Consider the following 18,107-nt stretch of genomic DNA (forward strand, 5'->3'; position numbering starts at 1 on the left):
GTATATCATCCCTTGAAAACTATGAATCGCACTACTAAATAAATGCCGACCGTGAACAGTTGTAGCACCGTAACGGGCAAACCATAGCGCAGAAAGCCGCGGAAGCTGATGCGACGTCCATGTTGTTCCGAAATTCCGGCAGCCACAATGTTGGAAGATGCACCCACTAATGTCCCGTTGCCACCTAGAGTTGCGCCGTACATCATGGCATAGAACAGGGGTAGCACCTCTGGAGGAAACTGGCCTGTAAAGTCAGGACTGAGCACCTCGGCAGGAGCCAGTCCCACATTCACTACATACTCCTTCAGTAAGGGAACCATGGCAACAACGAGGGGAATATTGGGAATCAGACTGGAAATTAATCCAATCAGCACCATCAGAACGATCGCTCCCAATGCGATATTCTGGCCCAGAATAAACGCTAAGACCCTTGATGCATTGCTGATAACCCCCGTTTTTTCCAGAGCCCCAATCATTACAAAAGTGCTCATGAAAAAGATGAGGGTACTCCAATCTACATCCCGCAGGATGTTTTGTACGGAGTCAATTTTGGTGTGTTGTGTCAGAAGTAGGCAGAGTCCAGCTCCTGTTAACGCGACGGTAGCCGGCGAAACCGGGATCGGAAGGGCCTCTCCAATGACGAAGAAGATCAGCACAAAGGCGACGATAAGGCTACCGATCACTAGGGTGCGAGGATGATTAATTTGTGGGCGCGGTAGATGTTCGAGGTCATCCAACTGGCGATTCCAAATTTTGGGAAAGAGCCAGGGCAGAATGAGCGTGATGGTAAGGACGGCGATCACCCCCCCTAAACTCAACTTCATCAAGTAGTCGAGAAACCTGATATTGATGGCATCCCCCACAATAAACGTGGCCGGGTCACCCACCAGCGTCAACAAGCCAGCACTATTGGCAACAAAGACCATCAAAATCAGCAGGGGCACAAAGTTGACATTCAACTCTTCCGCCATAGGGGGAATGAGAGGAGCCAGCAGCATAACTGTTGTTGCGTTAGGCAATACCGCACAGATCGGTGTTGTAATGGCCACAATGCCCAGCAGTAGCCGCTTTCCCTGCCCCTTGGCCAGAATGATCATTTGGGTCGCCAGGTACTCAAATACCTTGGTAGGTTCAAACGCCCGCACCATCACCATCACCCCAAAAAACAAACCTAGAGTTGCATGGCTGCGGCCGATATAACTAATGGCTTCAGGCAGCGTGAGAATATTGAGCCCAATCAATAGCATCGCCCCCAAGTAGGCTGCGATGGTGAGATGAACCCATTCGCCAATAATGACGACTAAAACGCCGACGAAAATTACCAGGGAGGCGATCGCCTGCCAACTATCCATATCTATGCCCATCGAAGGTTAATACAAAAGCGATAGACAGCAGAACAATCAGCTACCGCAGTCAGATGAGCAGTACCCGTGACCCGAACAATGGACTCAAAAACTTATCCAACCTGTTCTATCTCAGTGCTGACGGAGTTAGCTGATGGGCTAGAGGTGAGAAATCCTTCTCCCTGCAAGGGCGAGCCCCAAGTATTGTTCCTCCATTCCAGGCTGAGCTATCCAAGCCTCAGCCTAGATTAAGCTGACCTACTCTTGAATTCCAAGAAATCTATCACCTTGCTTAAGGTTCGGCAAGGAAAAAATAGTTAGGGAGGCTTCCAAACGTGTACTGGTACGCAAAGCGCACAAATACACGTTTAGAGTTTTTACTGCAACACCTGCTCCAGCGTATGCTGCTCCCAGAGCACCTGATACAGCCCGCCCTGGGCTAACAACTCGTCGTGGGTGCCCTGTTGGACGATACGACCCTGGTCCATGACAAGGATGCGATCAGCGATCGCTGCTGCTGCCATCTGGTGCGTAATAAACAAGACCGTTTTGCGCTGAGTGCCTGTTTTGAGATTCTGCAGAATTTGCGTAGCGGTCTGGTTGTCCACACTGGAGAGGGCGTCGTCCAGGATCAGGATAGGGGCGTCAACCAACAGTGCGCGGGAAAGTGCAGTGCGCTGACGTTGGCCGCCGGAGAGGGTGATGCCCCGCTCGCCCACAATGGTCTTGTACTGCTGGGGGAAGTTGAGAATTTCAGGGTGAATTTGGGCTTGTTTCGCCGCTAATTCCACTTCGTCTTGCTCGGCGCGAGGGTCGCCGTAGCGCACGTTATTTTTGATGGTGGTGCTGAACAGGAAGCTTTCCTGGGGGACATAGGCGATCGCCGACCGCAGATCCCGCAAGCGAATTTGCGTAATGTCATAGCCATCCACAAAGAGCTGGCCGGGTGCCACATCCAACAGGCGCGGCAGGGCGTTCGCCAGGGTAGATTTGCCAGAACCAATGGGACCCACCAGGGCAACGGTCTCTCCTGGCTTCAGAGTGAACTCCACATCCTGGAGAGCGGGAGTGCGGGAGTCGGGGTAACTGAAGGTGAGGTGATGAGCACTGACCCAACCCCTTACATCTTGAGGATTTAGCCGCACAGCATTAGGGGCATCCTGAACCTTGGGTTCCTCTTGCAGAATGAATTCCACCCGGTCGATACTCACTTCCCCTCGCTGGTAAGCCGTGATGGTAAAGCCTAACAGGGCCGTTGGGAAAACGAGCCGCTCTACATAGAGCAGCAGGGCGATAAAATCTCCAACGCTGAGGCGACCATCGGCGATCGCCCCCGACCCAAACCACAGCACCACCAGCAGGCTCACACTGGCCATTCCACCCAATAGGGGAAATAGGGTTGTACGGGTACGGGCCAGGGTCAGGTTGCCTTCCAACAAGCTCTGGTTGCGTTCCCGAAATGCCTCCCGCTCGTTTTCCTCCTGAGCGTAGATTTTAATCAGGGCCATGCCACTGATGTCTTCCTGAATCAGGTCGCTGAGATTAGAGGTGCGTTGTTGCACATCAAGCTGCTGTTGGCGCAGGCGATCGCTAAATAAATGCACCAGGAAAAACATCGCCGGATAGATCGCCAGAGAAGCCAGGGTGAGCTGCACACTAATGGAGAGCATCACGGGTAGGGTAAAGGCATAGGCGAAGATCGTGTTGACCAGGCTTAATACCGCAAACCCCAGCAGACGGCGCACGTTGTCTACATCACTGGTAGCCCGACTGATTAAATCCCCGGGAGTGTTGGTGACAAAGTAGGCCGGTTCCATAGTCAGCAGGTGGTTAAAGATGCGCTGCTTCAAATCAAACTCCACCTGTCGCCCCACCCCAAACAGGGAAATACGCGACACCATCCGCACAACCCACATGCCAGACGCCAGGGCCATGATGATCAGGGAGTAGCGCACCACATCCCCATAGCTAAAGTTGGCTTGTAGCTTGTCCACCCCATTCCGCAGCACCAGGGGGATGCTAATCCCCAGAAGATTTACCACCAGGAGTGATAGAACACCTGTGAGTGCCGCTTTCCAGTGAGGTCGTAGATACGAACCCAGAATGGGTAGTTTTGAACGGGCCATGAATCAGTCCCTATGAAACAGCCTATGCTCCATCTTGCTTAAAAAGAGCCCGGATCGACTACCCAGCCCCGCAGGAAATAATAAACAGAAGTCAGATATTCATCTACTACCCGAGTGGTGAGAGCCAGTGCATCTACGTTAGGAATTAGGTCTAACGGGCTAGCCATGAGGCGGCCGCTTTCCAATTGAAAGGCAAACTGATCCGTAGGTTCGGGTAAAACATCGACATCAAGGCGGGCAAAGGTAGAAGTCGCACGGCTAATGCTCAGTGCGGGAGCAATCAATATAATCCCATCTGTACCTGGCTGAAAACCACGAGCTACCAGAGCCTCCCGCACACTGACAATGGTGGTGTAGAGGTCGTACCCTTCGGTTTCGATCAGAATGCGATTGTTAGGTACCCCTGCCCCTTCCAACAAATTACCAATGGTCTGTACGGCCTGACCCGTTTCCTCATCCGAACGATCTTGAAGTTGTGGCCCCGCTCCGACAACCACCAGCGGGTCATTCCCCTGGGTGGCCTGAGTAGCATAGAGACGGCCCGCATAGGCTAACCGTGAGGCTAGAGAATTGTTGAATCCCTCTTCAACATTGCTGACCTGTACCCGGCTACGGAAAGACGGATCTAAGAGGCCAGTCGGATCCCCAAGAACAACAATGGCTCGAACATTAGCTACCTGGTTTGCATTAGCGCGTAATGCTTCGGTATCCACAATGGAACGCTCTGCCTGCCCCGCCAACCAGTAAGCCACAATCGGCATGCTGGTAAGAATTAACATCAGCAAGGCTGCGACGACGAGATTGGCTGCAATTTTCTTGGTTCCTTCCTTAAGCGACATTAAGAGCAGAAAGATGACCAAGCCCAGGGGCTTAAAGAATATGGAGGAGATCATCCCCCAAACCATGGCGACTGTTCCACTCGCGGGAGACAGGAATGCCAATACGACAAAGGTAAAGACAATTAACCCGCCCAGCCAGGTCAGGTAAGCCCGGGGAATAAATTGGATAAAGACGTACCAAACTATCGCTGCGATTAGCAACCAGAGCAGGATTCGGGTTAGCAGTTCAAACATTACGGCAGCTTCCGCAGGATTGGCTCAACAGACACCCACTATTTTGGCAAGACACGGGTACAACGTTGCAGAAATCTATGCGTCTCCTGGGTATGGGGCGGGATGATGGGTGTTGCTGAATGGAGCGATGAAGTGAGAGGTCATGAGTGCCCTATGCCGCAGCGGGGAAAGGAACTTACTTGTAACTGTTTGTGAAAATGAAATGTGTCGCTCTGTCAGGGGATATGAAGTTTCCTGATCGGGGCTTTTCCCTTAAAGGGATGGGTGTTAGTTTAAATGCAAGGCACAAGACAAGTTTTGAAAACAACCCCCGGAATCATGCCTGTGCCTCCTGCTTTGATTCCAGCGTGACGGTAGGTTAACAAATACATCATTCAATAATAGGAGTGATTCAGTTTTCTTGATTGCTGTTATCAACATCCTCAGATGACAGGGCAAGAGCTCGATCCTCATATCTCACCGTCTCCTTAAGAGATGGATGTATTGCTAGCTGAACCCGTTGCGATTTTGTAAACCCCTAGTTGATTTACCCTATCTAAACGACTGCTAACGGCAACATAACTCCATCGTTGCTAAAGCTGATACCGTTCAGTAAAGCCTAATCCCGGGAGCCTGGTGTAACAACCAGGCTTCTTGTGGTATTGGCGTGACTGTTACCTCAGAGGTCAATTCCCCAATTTCCATAGTAGGCGACACGCTCTTTACCCCTCGCTATGGAAGTTGGGGTTTTATATTGCAAGCCTCGATACAGGACAAAACTTTCAAACCCAATTTTTTCCCTTGTGGGAGCTTTGTTTCCACAAGGAAAAAAATTGGGTTTGAGAGGTAGTTTGATTTTTTGTTCCGTTTCAAATGAGCTATCAAAAAGCTTTTGAGACATAAGCTTACTCACATCTTGCAGCTTTCTAAAACCAAACCCCAGAAGCCCTATTTTTCATGCATGTAAAGCATATGAAAAATAGGGCTTCTGGGGTTTGGTTCACAATCCAAGCTTACTTTTCTGAACTTTCCTGAACTCATGATCTTACCTGAATCCATACTTTCCTGTAAGGACAGCTCAAATATTTTCCCGTATCGTTAGAAATATCAGAAATTGCTCAATGAAAGGCATTGTTTTGAATAGCTAAATTCCTAAACTTTCCCGTACACGTGAGCGATTGTTTCTCTGTCAAGTGCTGAATTAGCTCCGCAAGTTCAGTCTAATTTCTTATGAGAACTGTGTTTTTGAGTAATCGTTATTGTTGTTAAGTGATCAAGACCTATTTTCTTCTGTGCTGAGCTTATAGAAAGTAACGTCTTAAGTTTTGAATTTTTAGTTCAATTTCTATTATCTGTAGGAGATTAGTTTAATGAGGCGATCGCCATTACTCTACTCAGTTGTCATTCTTCTAAATGTTGGGACTTGGTTTTCACCTTGGGCATTGAAATGGCCCGCAACTCAAGCAATGCCTGTAACGGCTACGAAGGATATTGCCATTGATGAAAGCGGGTATGTCCGGGATTACGGCACCATCATGGGTCAAATTGATAGCAGTGGCTATGTACGAGATGCCTACGGTAGTATCGTTGGGCGCATTGACTCCGTTGGTTATGTTCGCAGTGCCGATGATGCCATTATTGGGCAGCTCGATAGTAGTGGCTATATTCGCAATAGCGATGGCAGTATTGTGGCTCAAATTGATAGTAGTGGTTATCTCCGTGATGGGAGTGGTAATCGGGTCACCAGTAACCCTGTTAGCCCAAATCTAGCTCTGTTTCTAACCTTTTTTCAATAAGGAATTTATAGCTATTGGGATTGCTTAAGTATCTCAAAAATTACGTCGGTCTCTGTTATAGCTTCCCCTAATAAATCCCTCCTATTCCTATTTAAATAGCTCCTTCTGAGCTGTTTTGCCTCGTTTATCTACATCCCTTTGTACTTCAACCTGTAAGGATTCATTATCATGACCTCTGAACTGTATCCCTCCAAGCCTCAGCCATCCAAATCCAAATCCATTTTTCGCCGGGTTGTGGAGTTAGGATTAGTCGTCTTATTTGGCAACATGGCCTTCAATAGTTACCTCAGCTATTCGCGTTTTAATAAAGCAGAGGTTGCTTTTCAGGCACAGGACTGTGCAGCGGCTATTCCCTATCTAGATCGTGTCATTGAGGCAGGTGGTTTTCTGAATCCCGTTAACCCTGCCATTGCCATGAAAGATGAGTGCAATCTGCTGACCCAAGTGATCGCAGCTCAGGCCGGCAGCGACGCCCCTGCTAGTTTAGTGGTGACTCATGATTACCTCACGGCCTACCCCAACAGCATCCATGTCGATGTAATTCGCCAACACAGCGTTGAAAAGGTGGAGGCGATTAAACCAGACGCCTTGGCTACAACGGGGGTGTGCGATCGCCTGAACGGCCTGCGTGCCCACCAATTAGTGCCCCAATCTCCTGATATGACCCCTGCCTTAGGCTATGCCTGTGGGGAACACTACCTGTCTAAGCAAGAGTATGGGAAAGCGATCGCCAGCTACCAACTGGTGGAACAGAACTACCCCAAACATGAGTTGTTGCCGCAGATTGAGGCTGGTTTGGCAAAAGCTATGGTGGCCCAGGCTGAGGCGGCAGGAGCGGGTAACATTCCTCAACCCGGTCGCAGTGGTCGTGCGCCTGCTGGCAGCACTGTCGTTGTCATCCAAAACGATTCCCCTGAGCCGATGAAAATCGTGTTCTCTGGGCCAGAAGGCCGGATTGAAACCCTGGAAGCCTGTACGAATTGTCAGGCTTTTCTGGAGGCGTCAATCCCTGACGGTTGCCCAAAACTTGGGCCGGTAGGAGTTTATACCCTCAAACCGGGGGATTACAGCGTGGTGATCTCATCTTCCAGTGATACCTCCATCACCCCCTTCACAGGTAGCTGGAGTTTGCGTAACCGGACGGAGTACAGCAGTTGTTTCTACACTGTGCAACAGTCTTAGCATCAGGGGAGTGGGGAGCGGCGCTCTCTCCCTGCCAAACCCAAACATCCGATTTTGCAGTCACAACGTGGCTGCAAAATCGGATGTTTGGGTGCAAAACTTGCTCAGGCTATTTCACTTTTTGGCGGATGTAGCTAACCACCTGCATCATTTGCTTTCTAAGAGATTCCATCTCTTGCTGAAGTTTGACGTTTTGGATGCGGAGTTGTTGGACTTCGGCTTTGAGGGAACGCAACTCATCCTTTCCGGCGGGTGTGGGTTCTGTGGATGGGGAGGCGATCGCCTCAATCACCACTGCCTCCACTTTTTGAGGGGCCAAGGGAGCCAGGGTTTTCATATCCTGCCGCTCCTTCGCCTTCACCGTAGCGGCTTTGATAGCGCGGAACAAATGGGCGGGTTCAAAAGGTTTACCGACGAACTCAAAGTAGTTGAAGAGTTCGGGGGCGGTTTTCTCCACGTCTTCCCGCCGCCCCGACATCATCACCACCGGAATGGCTTTCAGCTTGGGATCGGCCTGAATATGCTGCACGACTTCCCAGCCATTCATCCGGGGCATGAAAAAATCTAACAGAACGAGACTGGGCATTTCGCGGCTGATCACATCCAGCCCTTCGACCCCGTCCCGCGCTTCCAATATCTCAAAATTGCCCTTGGGGAGAAGATCGCGCACTTGCATCCGGATCGTCTTACTATCATCAACAATGAGAATTTTTTGGCCGGTCATACAGCAATCCCCCAGACTTGGGAGCGTTGGAGCGAAGGCTTGGACAACCTCATTCTAGAAGCAATTGGACAAATCTCAGGGAATTTCTGGGTAGGAAACATCCTCTAGAATAATGAGCGGTTGGTAATGTAGATGTATCGCCTGCTGCTGTCTGCTCCTTCACTCAGAAATCCATATGGAAAGCTTGTTTCTTAAGCGCCTTTACAGTCCCGATCGCCCGGTTATCGTGTTTGACGGCGGGATGGGCACAAATCTGCAAACCCAAAACCTGACGGCAGAGGACTTTGGGGGGCCAGAGTACGAAGGCTGCAATGAGTACCTGGTGATGACCAAACCCCAGGCGGTGGCGAATGTTCACCGGGGGTTCCTGGAGGCTGGGGCCGATGTAATTGAGACGGATACCTTTGGGGCCACCTCTATCGTTTTGGCAGAATATGGCCTGGAAGGCCATACCTATGAAATGAATAAACTGGCGGCGGAGTTGGCGAAGCGCTGCACTGCTGAGTTTTCCACGCCCGAAAAACCTCGCTTTGCGGCAGGTTCTATTGGCCCGACGACGAAGTTGCCCACCCTGGGCCATATCGACTTTGACACCATGAAGGCCTCCTTCGCAGAGCAGGTGGAGGGGTTGTATGACGGTGGCGTCGATCTGCTGATTGTGGAAACCTGTCAGGACGTACTGCAAATTAAGGCGGCGTTGAACGGTATTGAAGAGGTGTTCGCGAAGAAGGGCGATCGCCTTCCCCTGATGGTTTCCGTCACCATGGAAATTCAGGGCACCATGCTGGTCGGCTCCGATGTCTCGGCCATGCTGTCGATTCTGGAACCCTACCCCATCGACATCTTGGGTCTGAACTGCGCCACGGGTCCCGACCGGATGGCCGATCACATTCGTTACCTCTCCCAAAATTCTCCCTTCGTCATTTCCTGTATCCCCAATGCTGGGATTCCTGAGAACGTCGGGGGGCACGCCCACTACAAGCTGACACCCATGGAGCTGCGGATGGCTCTCCATCACTTCGTGGAAGATCTGGGGGTGCAGGTAATTGGCGGTTGCTGCGGTACCCGCTTCGACCATATCCAGCAGTTGGCGGAGGCTTCTACTCAACTGAAGCCCAAGGAGCGGCCTGTCCGTGTGCCCCGATGGGAGCTGAACGGCCAGGCTGACCCCCATGATCCCCGTCCAGCCCTGAGCTATGTGCCCTCAGCGGCCTCTATCTACTCGGCACAACCCTATGAGCAAGACAACTCCTTCCTGATTATTGGTGAACGGCTAAATGCCAGTGGTTCTAAGAAGGTGCGGGAATTGCTGAATGCTGAGGACTGGGATGGATTGGTTTCGGTAGCGCGATCGCAAGTCAAAGAAGGGGCTCACATCCTCGACGTCAACGTGGACTATGTGGGCCGCGACGGCGAGAAGGACATGAAGGAACTAGTGTCCCGCCTCGTTACCAATGCCACCCTGCCGCTGATGCTCGACTCCACCGAGTGGCAAAAGATGGAAGCGGGCCTTAAGGTAGCGGGCGGCAAGTGCATCCTCAACTCCACCAACTACGAGGATGGTGACGAGCGTTTCTTTAAGGTGCTGGAACTGGCGAAGGAATACGGTGCCGGGATCGTCGTTGGTACCATCGATGAGGATGGGATGGCTCGGACGGCGGAGAGAAAGTTTGCGATCGCTCAACGGGCCTACCGCGACGCTCTCGAATTCGGCATCCCCCCCCACGAAATTTTCTACGACCCCCTCGCCCTCCCCATCTCCACCGGGATTGAGGAGGATCGGGCCAACGGTAAGGCGACTATTGAATCGATTCGGATGATCCGCGAGAACCTGCCGGGGGTCCACATCATCCTGGGGGTTTCCAATATCTCCTTTGGTCTGAGCCCAGCGGCGCGGATTGTGCTGAACTCCATGTTCCTGCATGAAGCGACGGCAGTGGGTATGGATGGGGCGATCGTCAGTGCGGCCAAGATTCTGCCCCTGGCGAAAATTGACCCGGCCCATCAAGAAGTGTGCCGCAAGCTGATCTATGACCTGCGGGAGTTTGATGGCGATGTCTGCACCTATGACCCCCTGGGTGAACTGACCCATCTATTTGAAGGGGTTTCGGCCAAGGAAACCCGCCAGAAGGATTCCCTGGATACCTTGCCGATTGAGGAACGGCTGAAGCGCCACATTATTGATGGGGAGCGAATCGGGTTGGAAGCGGCATTGGCGATCGCCCTCGAATCCTACAAACCCCTCGACATCATCAACACCTTTCTGCTGGACGGTATGAAGGTGGTAGGTGACCTGTTCGGCTCCGGCCAGATGCAACTTCCCTTCGTATTGCAATCTGCTGAAACCATGAAGGCAGCCGTGGCTTACCTGGAGCCCTTTATGGACAAGGAGGATTCCAACAGCACCAAGGGCACCTTCCTGATCGCGACGGTAAAGGGCGATGTGCATGACATCGGCAAAAACCTGGTGGACATCATTCTGACCAATAACGGCTACAGGGTGATCAACCTGGGCATTAAACAGCCCGTGGACAACATCATTGATGCCTACAACGAGCACAAAGCCGACTGTATCGCCATGAGCGGCCTGCTGGTAAAATCCACCGCCTTCATGAAGGAAAACCTGGCCGTGTTCAACGAGCGGGGCATCACCGTTCCCGTCATCCTGGGTGGCGCGGCTCTAACGCCAAAATTTGTCTACGAGGACTGCCAGAATACCTACAAAGGCCGGGTGATTTACGGCAAAGATGCTTTCTCCGACCTGAACTTCATGGACAAGCTGATGCCTGCCAAAACCGCAGGTAACTGGGATGACTTGAAGGGCTTTTTAGACGAAGAGCCCCAGGCGAATGGCAAGGTAATGGATACCGCTGAAGTGGAAAAGGCTGCTTCTAAGGAGCCAGCCGAACCCGTTGTGATCGACACTCGCCGTTCAGAAGCGGTTGCCCTCGATATTGCTCGACCCACCCCCCCCTTCTGGGGCACCAAAATCCTCAATCCCGAAGACATTCCCATGGAGGAATTGTTCTGGCATCTGGATCTACAAGCACTCGTCGCGGGCCAGTGGCAGTTCCGCAAGCCAAAGGAGCAATCCCGCGAAGAGTATGACGCATTCCTGGCGGAGAAGGTCTATCCTGTGCTGGAGGAATGGAAACAACGGGTTGTGGCGGAGAACCTGCTGCATCCCCAGGTGGTTTATGGCTACTTCCCCTGTCTCGCTGAAGGAAATTCTTTACACATTTACGATCCCGACGGGGTAGGGACGTTAAATGCAACGTCCTTACCTAGCCCGGTAGCGATGTTTGAATTTCCTCGGCAGCGATCGCTCCGCCGCCTTTGTATCGCCGACTTCTTTGCAGAAAAAGAAGGAGCCACCCGTTTCGACGTTTTCCCCATGCAAGCGGTCACCGTGGGCGAGATTGCCACAGAGTACGCCCAAAAACTCTTTGGGGCTAACCAGTACACCGACTATCTCTACTTCCACGGCCTTGCGGTGCAGATGGCCGAAGCCTTAGCGGAATGGACACACGCGCGTATCCGCCGCGAACTGGGTTTTGGAGATCAAGACCCCGAAAACATTCGCGATATCCTGGCTCAGCGCTACCAGGGATCGCGCTATAGCTTCGGCTACCCCGCCTGCCCCAATATCCAGGATCAGTATGTGCAGTTGGATTTATTGGGGGGCGATCGCATTGGCCTTCACATGGACGAAAGCGAGCAGCTTTACCCCGAGCAATCAACAACGGCAATCATCGCTTACCACCCCGTAGCGAAGTACTTCAGTGCCTAAAATCCAGCTCTAAACGCAGGTTAAACGAACCGGCCTAAATCTGGTCTAAGCCCCACAGATGCGAAGCGGCCTAACACATCCTACAGGGAGCACCTTGGCCGAGAAGCCCTGTGGGATAGGCGGCCGTTCCCCAGATGGGAGGTTTCTAGGGCGACACGCCTCCAATCCAGGTCTTTGCAACCCATCTACAAAATCAAAAGACCTCCTGTGTGAAACATTGTGTGGGTAGCTGCGCAATGTTTCACACAAGAGGTCTTTGAGTCGTAACCGAGTGATCGATTAGACGAGCACAATCGATCACTCGTTCTCATACTGCTGTAGCATTTTCTCCACCTGAGCCACCGAAGCCCTCGGAGAAAGGCGCGGAAGTTGTGTGGGATTCACCCCACCCCGGAACAAGACAGGGATTTCGAACTGGTAAGCGTCATACCACACCTCGTTGGTGGTGATATCGCGAACCTCCAGTTCGATAGGGATACTTTGAACCTGCTCCAGTTTTTCCTGAAGCCCCTCGCACAGATGACATCCGGGCTTGCTGTAAAGGATTAACTTCATAATTTCTACGCGTTAATTCAGGCGGTAGTGGGGGACGATGAGCGCTTTACTACTACCAACTGGATCAAAGCACACCAAGCGATCGGTTTTTTACTCTTTTTGAGAACTCCCTTTAGTAAAGGGTTCTAGCGATTTAGGTAAGGATTCAATCAAGAAATCTCGTATCCCGATAGGAATATGTGCCTTTTCACGATATTATTGATTTACCGAAACGAAGAAATTCTAAAGATATGGTCATCTCTCAATCTGCCACCCGTGTTCAGGATTTGAACCTGACTGTACTCAACGAGAAATTTGAGACAGCCCATCCCCAAGAAATTCTGGCTTGGGCTCTGGAAAATCTTCCCACCCAAATCGTACAGGCAAGTGCTTTCAATGTAGATGACATCGTCATCTCACACATTCTCTACAAGCAGTTGGCTCCCAGCAAGCCTGTGCCCGTTATCTTCCTGGATACCCTCTATCACTTCTCCCAAACCCTGGAAACTGTTGCCAAGGTAAAAGAAGCCTACAATCTAGATCTCCGGGTTTACAAAATGCCCGAGCTGAACAACCGAGAAGAATTCGAAGCCAAGTATGGCCCCGCCCTGTGGGAAAGCGATGTACGCGAATTCCACCGGATTACCAAAATTGAACCCCTGTTCCGTGGTTTGAGCGAACTGCAAGCTGGCGCTTGGATTACTGGCCGTCGCCGCGATCAGGCTCTAACCCGCACCCGCCTGGAGATCTTTGAATTCGACAACGATCAGCGCCTGAAGATCAACCCCATCGCGACCTGGACTCGTAAGGAAACCTGGGCTTACGTTCAGGAGCACGGTGTAATCTACAACCCTCTGCACGACCAGGGTTACCCCAGCATTGGTGATGAGCCTTTGACCACCCCTGTTGCAGAAGGCGAAGACGAGCGTGCTGGACGCTGGCGCGGTATGGACAAAACTGAGTGTGGCATTCACATGGAAGACTAAAGGCAGAGGGCAGAAGGGACGTAAGCCGTTTTGCTCTGGGCGATCGCCCAACCCCTTAAATCATCCATAGGATTTTTTCGGTCAACCTGTCTCTGGCACTAAGCTGGGGGCAGGTTGTTTATGTGGATTAAAAGAATCGTGCTGTTGATATAAGACCCGCCCGACCTGCGAGGTACGAGAGATGGGTGTAGCGAAGTCCCATACATCTCTCGTACCTCACAGGTTGGAAAATGCTGTAAAACCATTGGGTTTATATCAATGGCACGGTTCTTTTAGAACTTAAATGAGGGGGCTTGATTATGAATGGTGGTGGAATCGAGATTGTGGATTTGCTCCCAACCCAGAGTGCTTACCTGCGGCAAACGGCGCAACTTTTGGTGGAAGAATTTCGGGAGATGGCTCCAGATGCCTGGCCGACTTTTGAAGATGGCCTACAGGAGGTGCAGGACTCGCTCTACCCCGATCGCATCAGCCGCATTGCTTTGGAGAGCGGTGCCGTAGTCGGCTGGATTGGCTCGGCACCGCAATATAACGGTCATACGTGGGAGTTGCATCCTCTGGTCGTCGCAAAATCGCATCAACGGCAGGGGGTAGGACGGCGGTTAGTCCAGGATTTAGAGATTCTAGTTCAGCAGCGGGGAGGGCGTAACCTTTATGTTGGTACTGATGATGAGGCAGGGTTTACGTCGTTAGCCGGAATTGATTTGTATCCAGACCCTTTGAATCATTTGGCATCGATTCAAAATGTGAAGGGGCATCCCTTCGAGTTTTACCAGAAGATGGGGTTTGCAATTGTGGGAGTGATTCCCGACGCCAATGGTTTTGGCAAGCCCGATATTTTTATGGCAAAGCGTATTGGGACAGAGGGTGGTTGAGGGCGATCGCACTCCCACACAACATTTACAAAATGGCTAAAACAGAGCTGCGAGACATTAGCGTCTCGCAGCTCTGTTTTAGCCATTGCATCTCATCAAGACACTTTCCGTTGATCAACTCCACGCAACGCGTTGATCGTTTGTGTAACAAGGGTGCCCGCTTGGACAATATGCTCAGGGGTAGTGAAGCGGCCCAGCCCGAAACGTAGAGATGCGTAGGCGAGATCATGACTCCGTCCGATCGCACTAAGCACATGGGACGGTTTGCTTTTCGCAGAGCTACAGGCGGATCCAGCAGAAACCGCCATGTAAGGCTGAAGACCCAGGAGAAGCGCTTTGCCATCTACGCCAGCAACACTGATGTTGAGGTTGCCCGGAAGCCGTTGAGTGAGGTGCCCGTTCAGATAAATCCCGCCGCATTCTTGAATATGTTGGAGAAGGAGGTTGCGCAATCCCACCAACCGCGCAAACTCGGTTTCCCGCTCGGCTAACCCCAGTTCCACAGCTTTGGCAAGACCAACAATCTGCGGTACATAGAGCGTACCCGATCGCATCCCTCGCTCATGACCGCCACCGTGGAGCTGAGCTGCCACCTGTACACGGGGATCGCGCCGCCGCACATAGAGTGCGCCAATGCCTTTAGGACCATAGATTTTGTGGGCCGTCAGGGACATCAGGTCGATGTTCATAGCCTGGACATCGAGGGGAACTTTGCCGATCGCCTGAGCCGCATCCGTATGGAACAGCACTCCGTGGTGGCGACAAATTTCGCCAATGGCAGCCAACGGTTGCAACACGCCAATCTCGTTATTGGCTGCCATGACCGAAACCAGAATGGTATCCGCTCGAATCGCATTTTCCAGGCTTGCCAGATCCAGTAAGCCATCACTCTGAACCGGCATTCGGGTGATTTCAAACCCCAGGGTTTCTAGATACTTGCAGGTATCCAGCACGGCATCATGTTCGGTGGCGACGGTGATGATATGTCGTCCCTTATCCAGATAAGATTCCGCAACGCCTTTGATAGCCAGGTTGTTAGATTCTGTTGCGCCGCTGGTGAAGATGATTTCCTCAGGTTCAGCGTGAAGGGCCTCGGCCAGTAGCTCACGGCTTTGTTTAACGGCGGCTTCCGCTTCCCATCCGTACATATGAGTTTTGCTGGCGGCGTTCCCAAAATGCTCGCGGAAGAAGGGAATCATGGCATCCAGTACGCGATCATCCACGGGTGTTGTGGAGTTGTAATCAAGATAGATGGGTCGATTAGACATAACTCTAAACTCAAGTTTTGCTGCGATTTTAGTCAGCCTGGTTCAAAAGCGCTAATGTTTGACCAAGGCAAAATACTTTCTTTGTCGTTGAGAAAATTCGTTGTTTCAGCTTGACGCGAGTGAAACAGCGAACTGAAAGGCTCTCTAGCCTTCCTTAGACTTTTTTTTGATATGTAGATTTTATGAAGTAACCGTAGTTTTACGTGTTTTCAGGGAGAAATGCGTCTCAGAAGCAAACGCATCGATCCAATCGACGAAATCGGTGCTGTTCCAGACGTGTGGTTGATGGCTATGAAAGGGGGCGCTCAGCACCTTTCTTACAATAACCAACTACGCATTTGAAGCACGACCGCCAAATAGCGCATCCTCTACGAATTGCCTGACCCCATTGATACTCCGTCACGTTTATCAGAGGATGGTGGGCTTCCAGTGTCTTTAAAAACACTGGAAGCCTGGCTTTTTCACCGTCAGGTATTTTGCTGCATGCGGAACCTCCGCTGTCGGCAGTAACACTAAAGGCCTGAGTCTAACTCTCAGCAACACCATCCTGGCGGGCCGCAAATTGAACCGCAGAGGAAACAGCGGTGACAACGCGAGTATCAAACACCGAAGGAATGATGTGTTCGCGGTCGAGCTCCGTTGATTTAATCAGGGAGGCGATCGCATTGGCCGCTTCCAGGTACATGCTGGTGGTCATTGTGGCCGCACGGCAGTCGAGGGCTCCTCGGAAAACCCCAGGGAAGGCCAGTACGTTGTTGATCTGGTTGGGATAGTCGCTGCGGCCCGTCGCCATCACCGCGACATCATCCGTCACCAGTTCCGGCTGAATTTCGGGGATTGGGTTGGCCATGGCAAAGACAATGGGGTTTCCTTCCATGGAGCGCACCATCTCGGGTGTGACTACACCGGGAGCACTCACACCCAGAAACACATCTGCACCTTCCATGGCATGAGCCAGATTGCCATTGTCATCCACCGCAAACTCTTTCTTCTCGGCAGTCAGGTTCTCCCGAGCGTTGCTCAGAATACCTTTGGAATCACACATGAGGATGTTGTTGGCTCCAGCCTTACGGAGGAGGCGGGCGATCGCTACTCCAGCAGCACCCGCACCGTTAATCACAATTTTGACGTCAGACATGGACTTTTTCACCAGTCGCAGTGCATTAAACAGAGCGGCGAGGGTAACAATGGCAGTGCCATGTTGGTCGTCATGGAAGATGGGAATGTTCAGTTCTTGCTGCAGCCGTCGCTCAATATCGAAGCACCGGGGCGCACCAATATCTTCCAGGTTCACGCCACCAAAGATGGGAGCCACGTTCTTGACAGTTTCGACAATGGCGTCGGGATCTTGGGTTGCCAAACAGAGAGGAAATGCATCGATTCCGGCGAATTCCCGGAATAGCATAGCTTTTCCTTCCATCACCGGCAGGGCTGCTTCTGGCCCCAGGTTACCTAACCCCAGCACGGCACTACCATCCGTCACGATGGCAACGGAGTTACTTTTCATGGTTAGACGATGAACCTGGGTGGGATCTTCGGCGATCGCCTTACAAATGCGCCCCACTCCTGGGGTATAGGCCATGGCCAGGTCGTCTTGATGGCGCAGGGGAATTTTAGATTCCACACGGATTTTGCCACCCCGATGCAGATCGAAAGTGCGATCGGAGACGCTGAGCACCTTCACATTGGGCACGTCCTTGATGACCGCCACAATAGCCTCAGCCTGGTCTGTGCTGGCGGCATCTACAACAATATCGCGCACCAGGGTTTTGCGGTTTTGCTCAACCAGGTCAATCTGGCCGATATTTCCTCCGGCCATACCAATGGCCTGGGTCAGGCTGCCTAGCGTTCCCACCTGATTTGAAAGCTGCACTCGGACGGTCACACTATAGCTAGGATTCGGCGTCAGACTCACCATACATTGCACTCAACTTACTGTGGCGATAGAAAACGTGGACTTCGATTTTACCGTTCATCGGGTTCCTCTAGTCCTGAACTGGCTTGAGGGGCGCTCTGTTCACAACGTCTCAATACCAACATCCTCCCAGACTAAGGGAGCAGGAAGGATAGGACTGTCTTAGTTCACACCATTCTGTCGATGGATTCTAGAGGTCTGTCAATGTTTAAGTGTGGGGTAGCCTTACACTTAAACATTAAATTTAACCTGAGTTCGGGTTAAGGGCGTTTTCGAGTGCCGCGCGACGCGCGGCACTCGAAAACGCTCATTTTGGCGTGCGCTTTGCGCACGCCAAAATGAGCACTTCAGCTTATCCCGAACTGAGGTTAAATTTAAGGAATTTTTTAGGGGTTATAGGCCCCAGCCCTTTCAAGGTGCTTTTTTATCTTTTTTAGATTTCGATTCACTCAGCAATCGAGCAGTGGAGACATGAGGTTTGTCTTTTTGCCGTTCGGGTTTTGGAACTTTCTTTTT

At 51.7% G+C, this 18,107-nt stretch carries 12 protein-coding genes; 5 read left to right on the forward strand and 7 right to left on the reverse strand.

Annotation, left to right across the window (positions count from 1 at the left end; all coding sequences use genetic code 11):
• Positions 1–5: 5 nt before the first annotated feature.
• From NDI52_RS28765 to NDI52_RS28775, 3 genes are all read right to left on the reverse strand, one after another.
• Positions 6–1,352 (reverse strand): ArsB/NhaD family transporter, encoded by a 1,347-nt coding sequence (locus NDI52_RS28765; protein ID WP_190769947.1) that lies wholly within the window; start codon positions 1,350–1,352, stop codon positions 6–8.
• Between the two features lie 368 nt (positions 1,353–1,720).
• Positions 1,721–3,469: an ABC transporter ATP-binding protein gene (locus NDI52_RS28770; RefSeq protein WP_190769948.1), complete on the reverse strand. Its 1,749-nt coding sequence runs from the start codon at positions 3,467–3,469 to the stop codon at positions 1,721–1,723.
• 38 nt (positions 3,470–3,507) lie between these two features.
• On the reverse strand, positions 3,508–4,542 hold the full coding sequence (locus NDI52_RS28775; RefSeq protein ID WP_190769949.1) for an ElyC/SanA/YdcF family protein: 1,035 nt from the start codon (positions 4,540–4,542) through the stop codon (positions 3,508–3,510).
• Positions 4,543–5,987: 1,445 nt separating this feature from the next.
• On the opposite strand from NDI52_RS28775, the gene NDI52_RS28780 reads away from it, so the two are divergent.
• Complete coding sequence (locus NDI52_RS28780) at positions 5,988–6,317, forward strand: hypothetical protein (RefSeq protein ID WP_190769950.1); 330 nt, start codon at positions 5,988–5,990, stop codon at positions 6,315–6,317.
• A gap of 168 nt (positions 6,318–6,485) precedes the next feature.
• Positions 6,486–7,499, forward strand: a complete 1,014-nt coding sequence (locus NDI52_RS28785; protein ID WP_190769951.1) for a hypothetical protein — start codon at positions 6,486–6,488, stop codon at positions 7,497–7,499.
• A gap of 109 nt (positions 7,500–7,608) precedes the next feature.
• Here NDI52_RS28785 and NDI52_RS28790 read toward each other — a convergent pair whose 3' ends face one another.
• Positions 7,609–8,223 carry a response regulator gene (locus NDI52_RS28790; protein ID WP_190769952.1) on the reverse strand — a complete coding sequence of 205 codons (615 nt, stop codon included), beginning with the start codon at positions 8,221–8,223 and terminating at the stop codon, positions 7,609–7,611.
• Between the two features lie 175 nt (positions 8,224–8,398).
• Here NDI52_RS28790 and metH point away from each other — a divergent pair, with 175 nt between their 5' ends.
• A complete protein-coding gene (gene metH, locus NDI52_RS28795) occupies positions 8,399–12,013 on the forward strand; it encodes a methionine synthase (protein ID WP_190769953.1) in 3,615 nt (1,204 codons plus the stop codon).
• A gap of 297 nt (positions 12,014–12,310) precedes the next feature.
• On the opposite strand, the gene NDI52_RS28800 is transcribed toward metH, so the two are convergent.
• Positions 12,311–12,568, reverse strand: coding sequence for a glutaredoxin family protein (locus NDI52_RS28800; protein ID WP_190769954.1), 258 nt, complete (start codon positions 12,566–12,568; stop codon positions 12,311–12,313).
• Between the two features lie 230 nt (positions 12,569–12,798).
• Here NDI52_RS28800 and cysH point away from each other — a divergent pair, with 230 nt between their 5' ends.
• Together cysH and NDI52_RS28810 are read left to right on the forward strand one after the other, a co-directional pair.
• The gene (gene cysH / locus NDI52_RS28805; protein WP_190769955.1) at positions 12,799–13,533 is read left to right on the forward strand and encodes a phosphoadenosine phosphosulfate reductase; all 735 of its coding nucleotides are present in this window, start codon (positions 12,799–12,801) and stop codon (positions 13,531–13,533) included.
• Between the two features lie 299 nt (positions 13,534–13,832).
• Positions 13,833–14,408 carry a GNAT family N-acetyltransferase gene (locus tag NDI52_RS28810; protein WP_190769956.1) on the forward strand — a complete coding sequence of 192 codons (576 nt, stop codon included), beginning with the start codon at positions 13,833–13,835 and terminating at the stop codon, positions 14,406–14,408.
• 95 nt (positions 14,409–14,503) lie between these two features.
• Here the strand turns inward: NDI52_RS28810 and NDI52_RS28815 are convergent, their stop codons facing one another.
• Positions 14,504–15,676 (reverse strand): aminotransferase class V-fold PLP-dependent enzyme, encoded by a 1,173-nt coding sequence (locus tag NDI52_RS28815; protein WP_190769957.1) that lies wholly within the window; start codon positions 15,674–15,676, stop codon positions 14,504–14,506.
• Between the two features lie 526 nt (positions 15,677–16,202).
• Positions 16,203–17,594 (reverse strand): malic enzyme-like NAD(P)-binding protein, encoded by a 1,392-nt coding sequence (locus tag NDI52_RS28820; protein ID WP_190769958.1) that lies wholly within the window; start codon positions 17,592–17,594, stop codon positions 16,203–16,205.
• Positions 17,595–18,107: the final 513 nt, after the last annotated feature.

The sequence above is a fragment of the Leptolyngbya sp. PL-A3 genome (assembly GCF_039962325.1).
In the GTDB taxonomy this organism is placed as follows: Bacteria; Cyanobacteriota; Cyanobacteriia; order Elainellales; family Elainellaceae; genus Vacuolonema.

Coding starts and splice junctions, on each gene's coding strand:
- NDI52_RS28820 (WP_190769958.1), bottom strand. CDS start 17,594: ATGGTGAGTCTGACGCCGAATCCTAGCTATAGTGTGACCGTCCGAGTG.
- NDI52_RS28790 (WP_190769952.1), bottom strand. CDS start 8,223: ATGACCGGCCAAAAAATTCTCATTGTTGATGATAGTAAGACGATCCGG.
- cysH (WP_190769955.1), top strand. CDS start 12,799: ATGGTCATCTCTCAATCTGCCACCCGTGTTCAGGATTTGAACCTGACT.
- NDI52_RS28765 (WP_190769947.1), bottom strand. CDS start 1,352: ATGGATAGTTGGCAGGCGATCGCCTCCCTGGTAATTTTCGTCGGCGTT.
- metH (WP_190769953.1), top strand. CDS start 8,399: ATGGAAAGCTTGTTTCTTAAGCGCCTTTACAGTCCCGATCGCCCGGTT.
- NDI52_RS28785 (WP_190769951.1), top strand. CDS start 6,486: ATGACCTCTGAACTGTATCCCTCCAAGCCTCAGCCATCCAAATCCAAA.
- NDI52_RS28775 (WP_190769949.1), bottom strand. CDS start 4,542: ATGTTTGAACTGCTAACCCGAATCCTGCTCTGGTTGCTAATCGCAGCG.
- NDI52_RS28800 (WP_190769954.1), bottom strand. CDS start 12,568: ATGAAGTTAATCCTTTACAGCAAGCCCGGATGTCATCTGTGCGAGGGG.
- NDI52_RS28780 (WP_190769950.1), top strand. CDS start 5,988: ATGCCTGTAACGGCTACGAAGGATATTGCCATTGATGAAAGCGGGTAT.
- NDI52_RS28815 (WP_190769957.1), bottom strand. CDS start 15,676: ATGTCTAATCGACCCATCTATCTTGATTACAACTCCACAACACCCGTG.
- NDI52_RS28770 (WP_190769948.1), bottom strand. CDS start 3,469: ATGGCCCGTTCAAAACTACCCATTCTGGGTTCGTATCTACGACCTCAC.
- NDI52_RS28810 (WP_190769956.1), top strand. CDS start 13,833: ATGAATGGTGGTGGAATCGAGATTGTGGATTTGCTCCCAACCCAGAGT.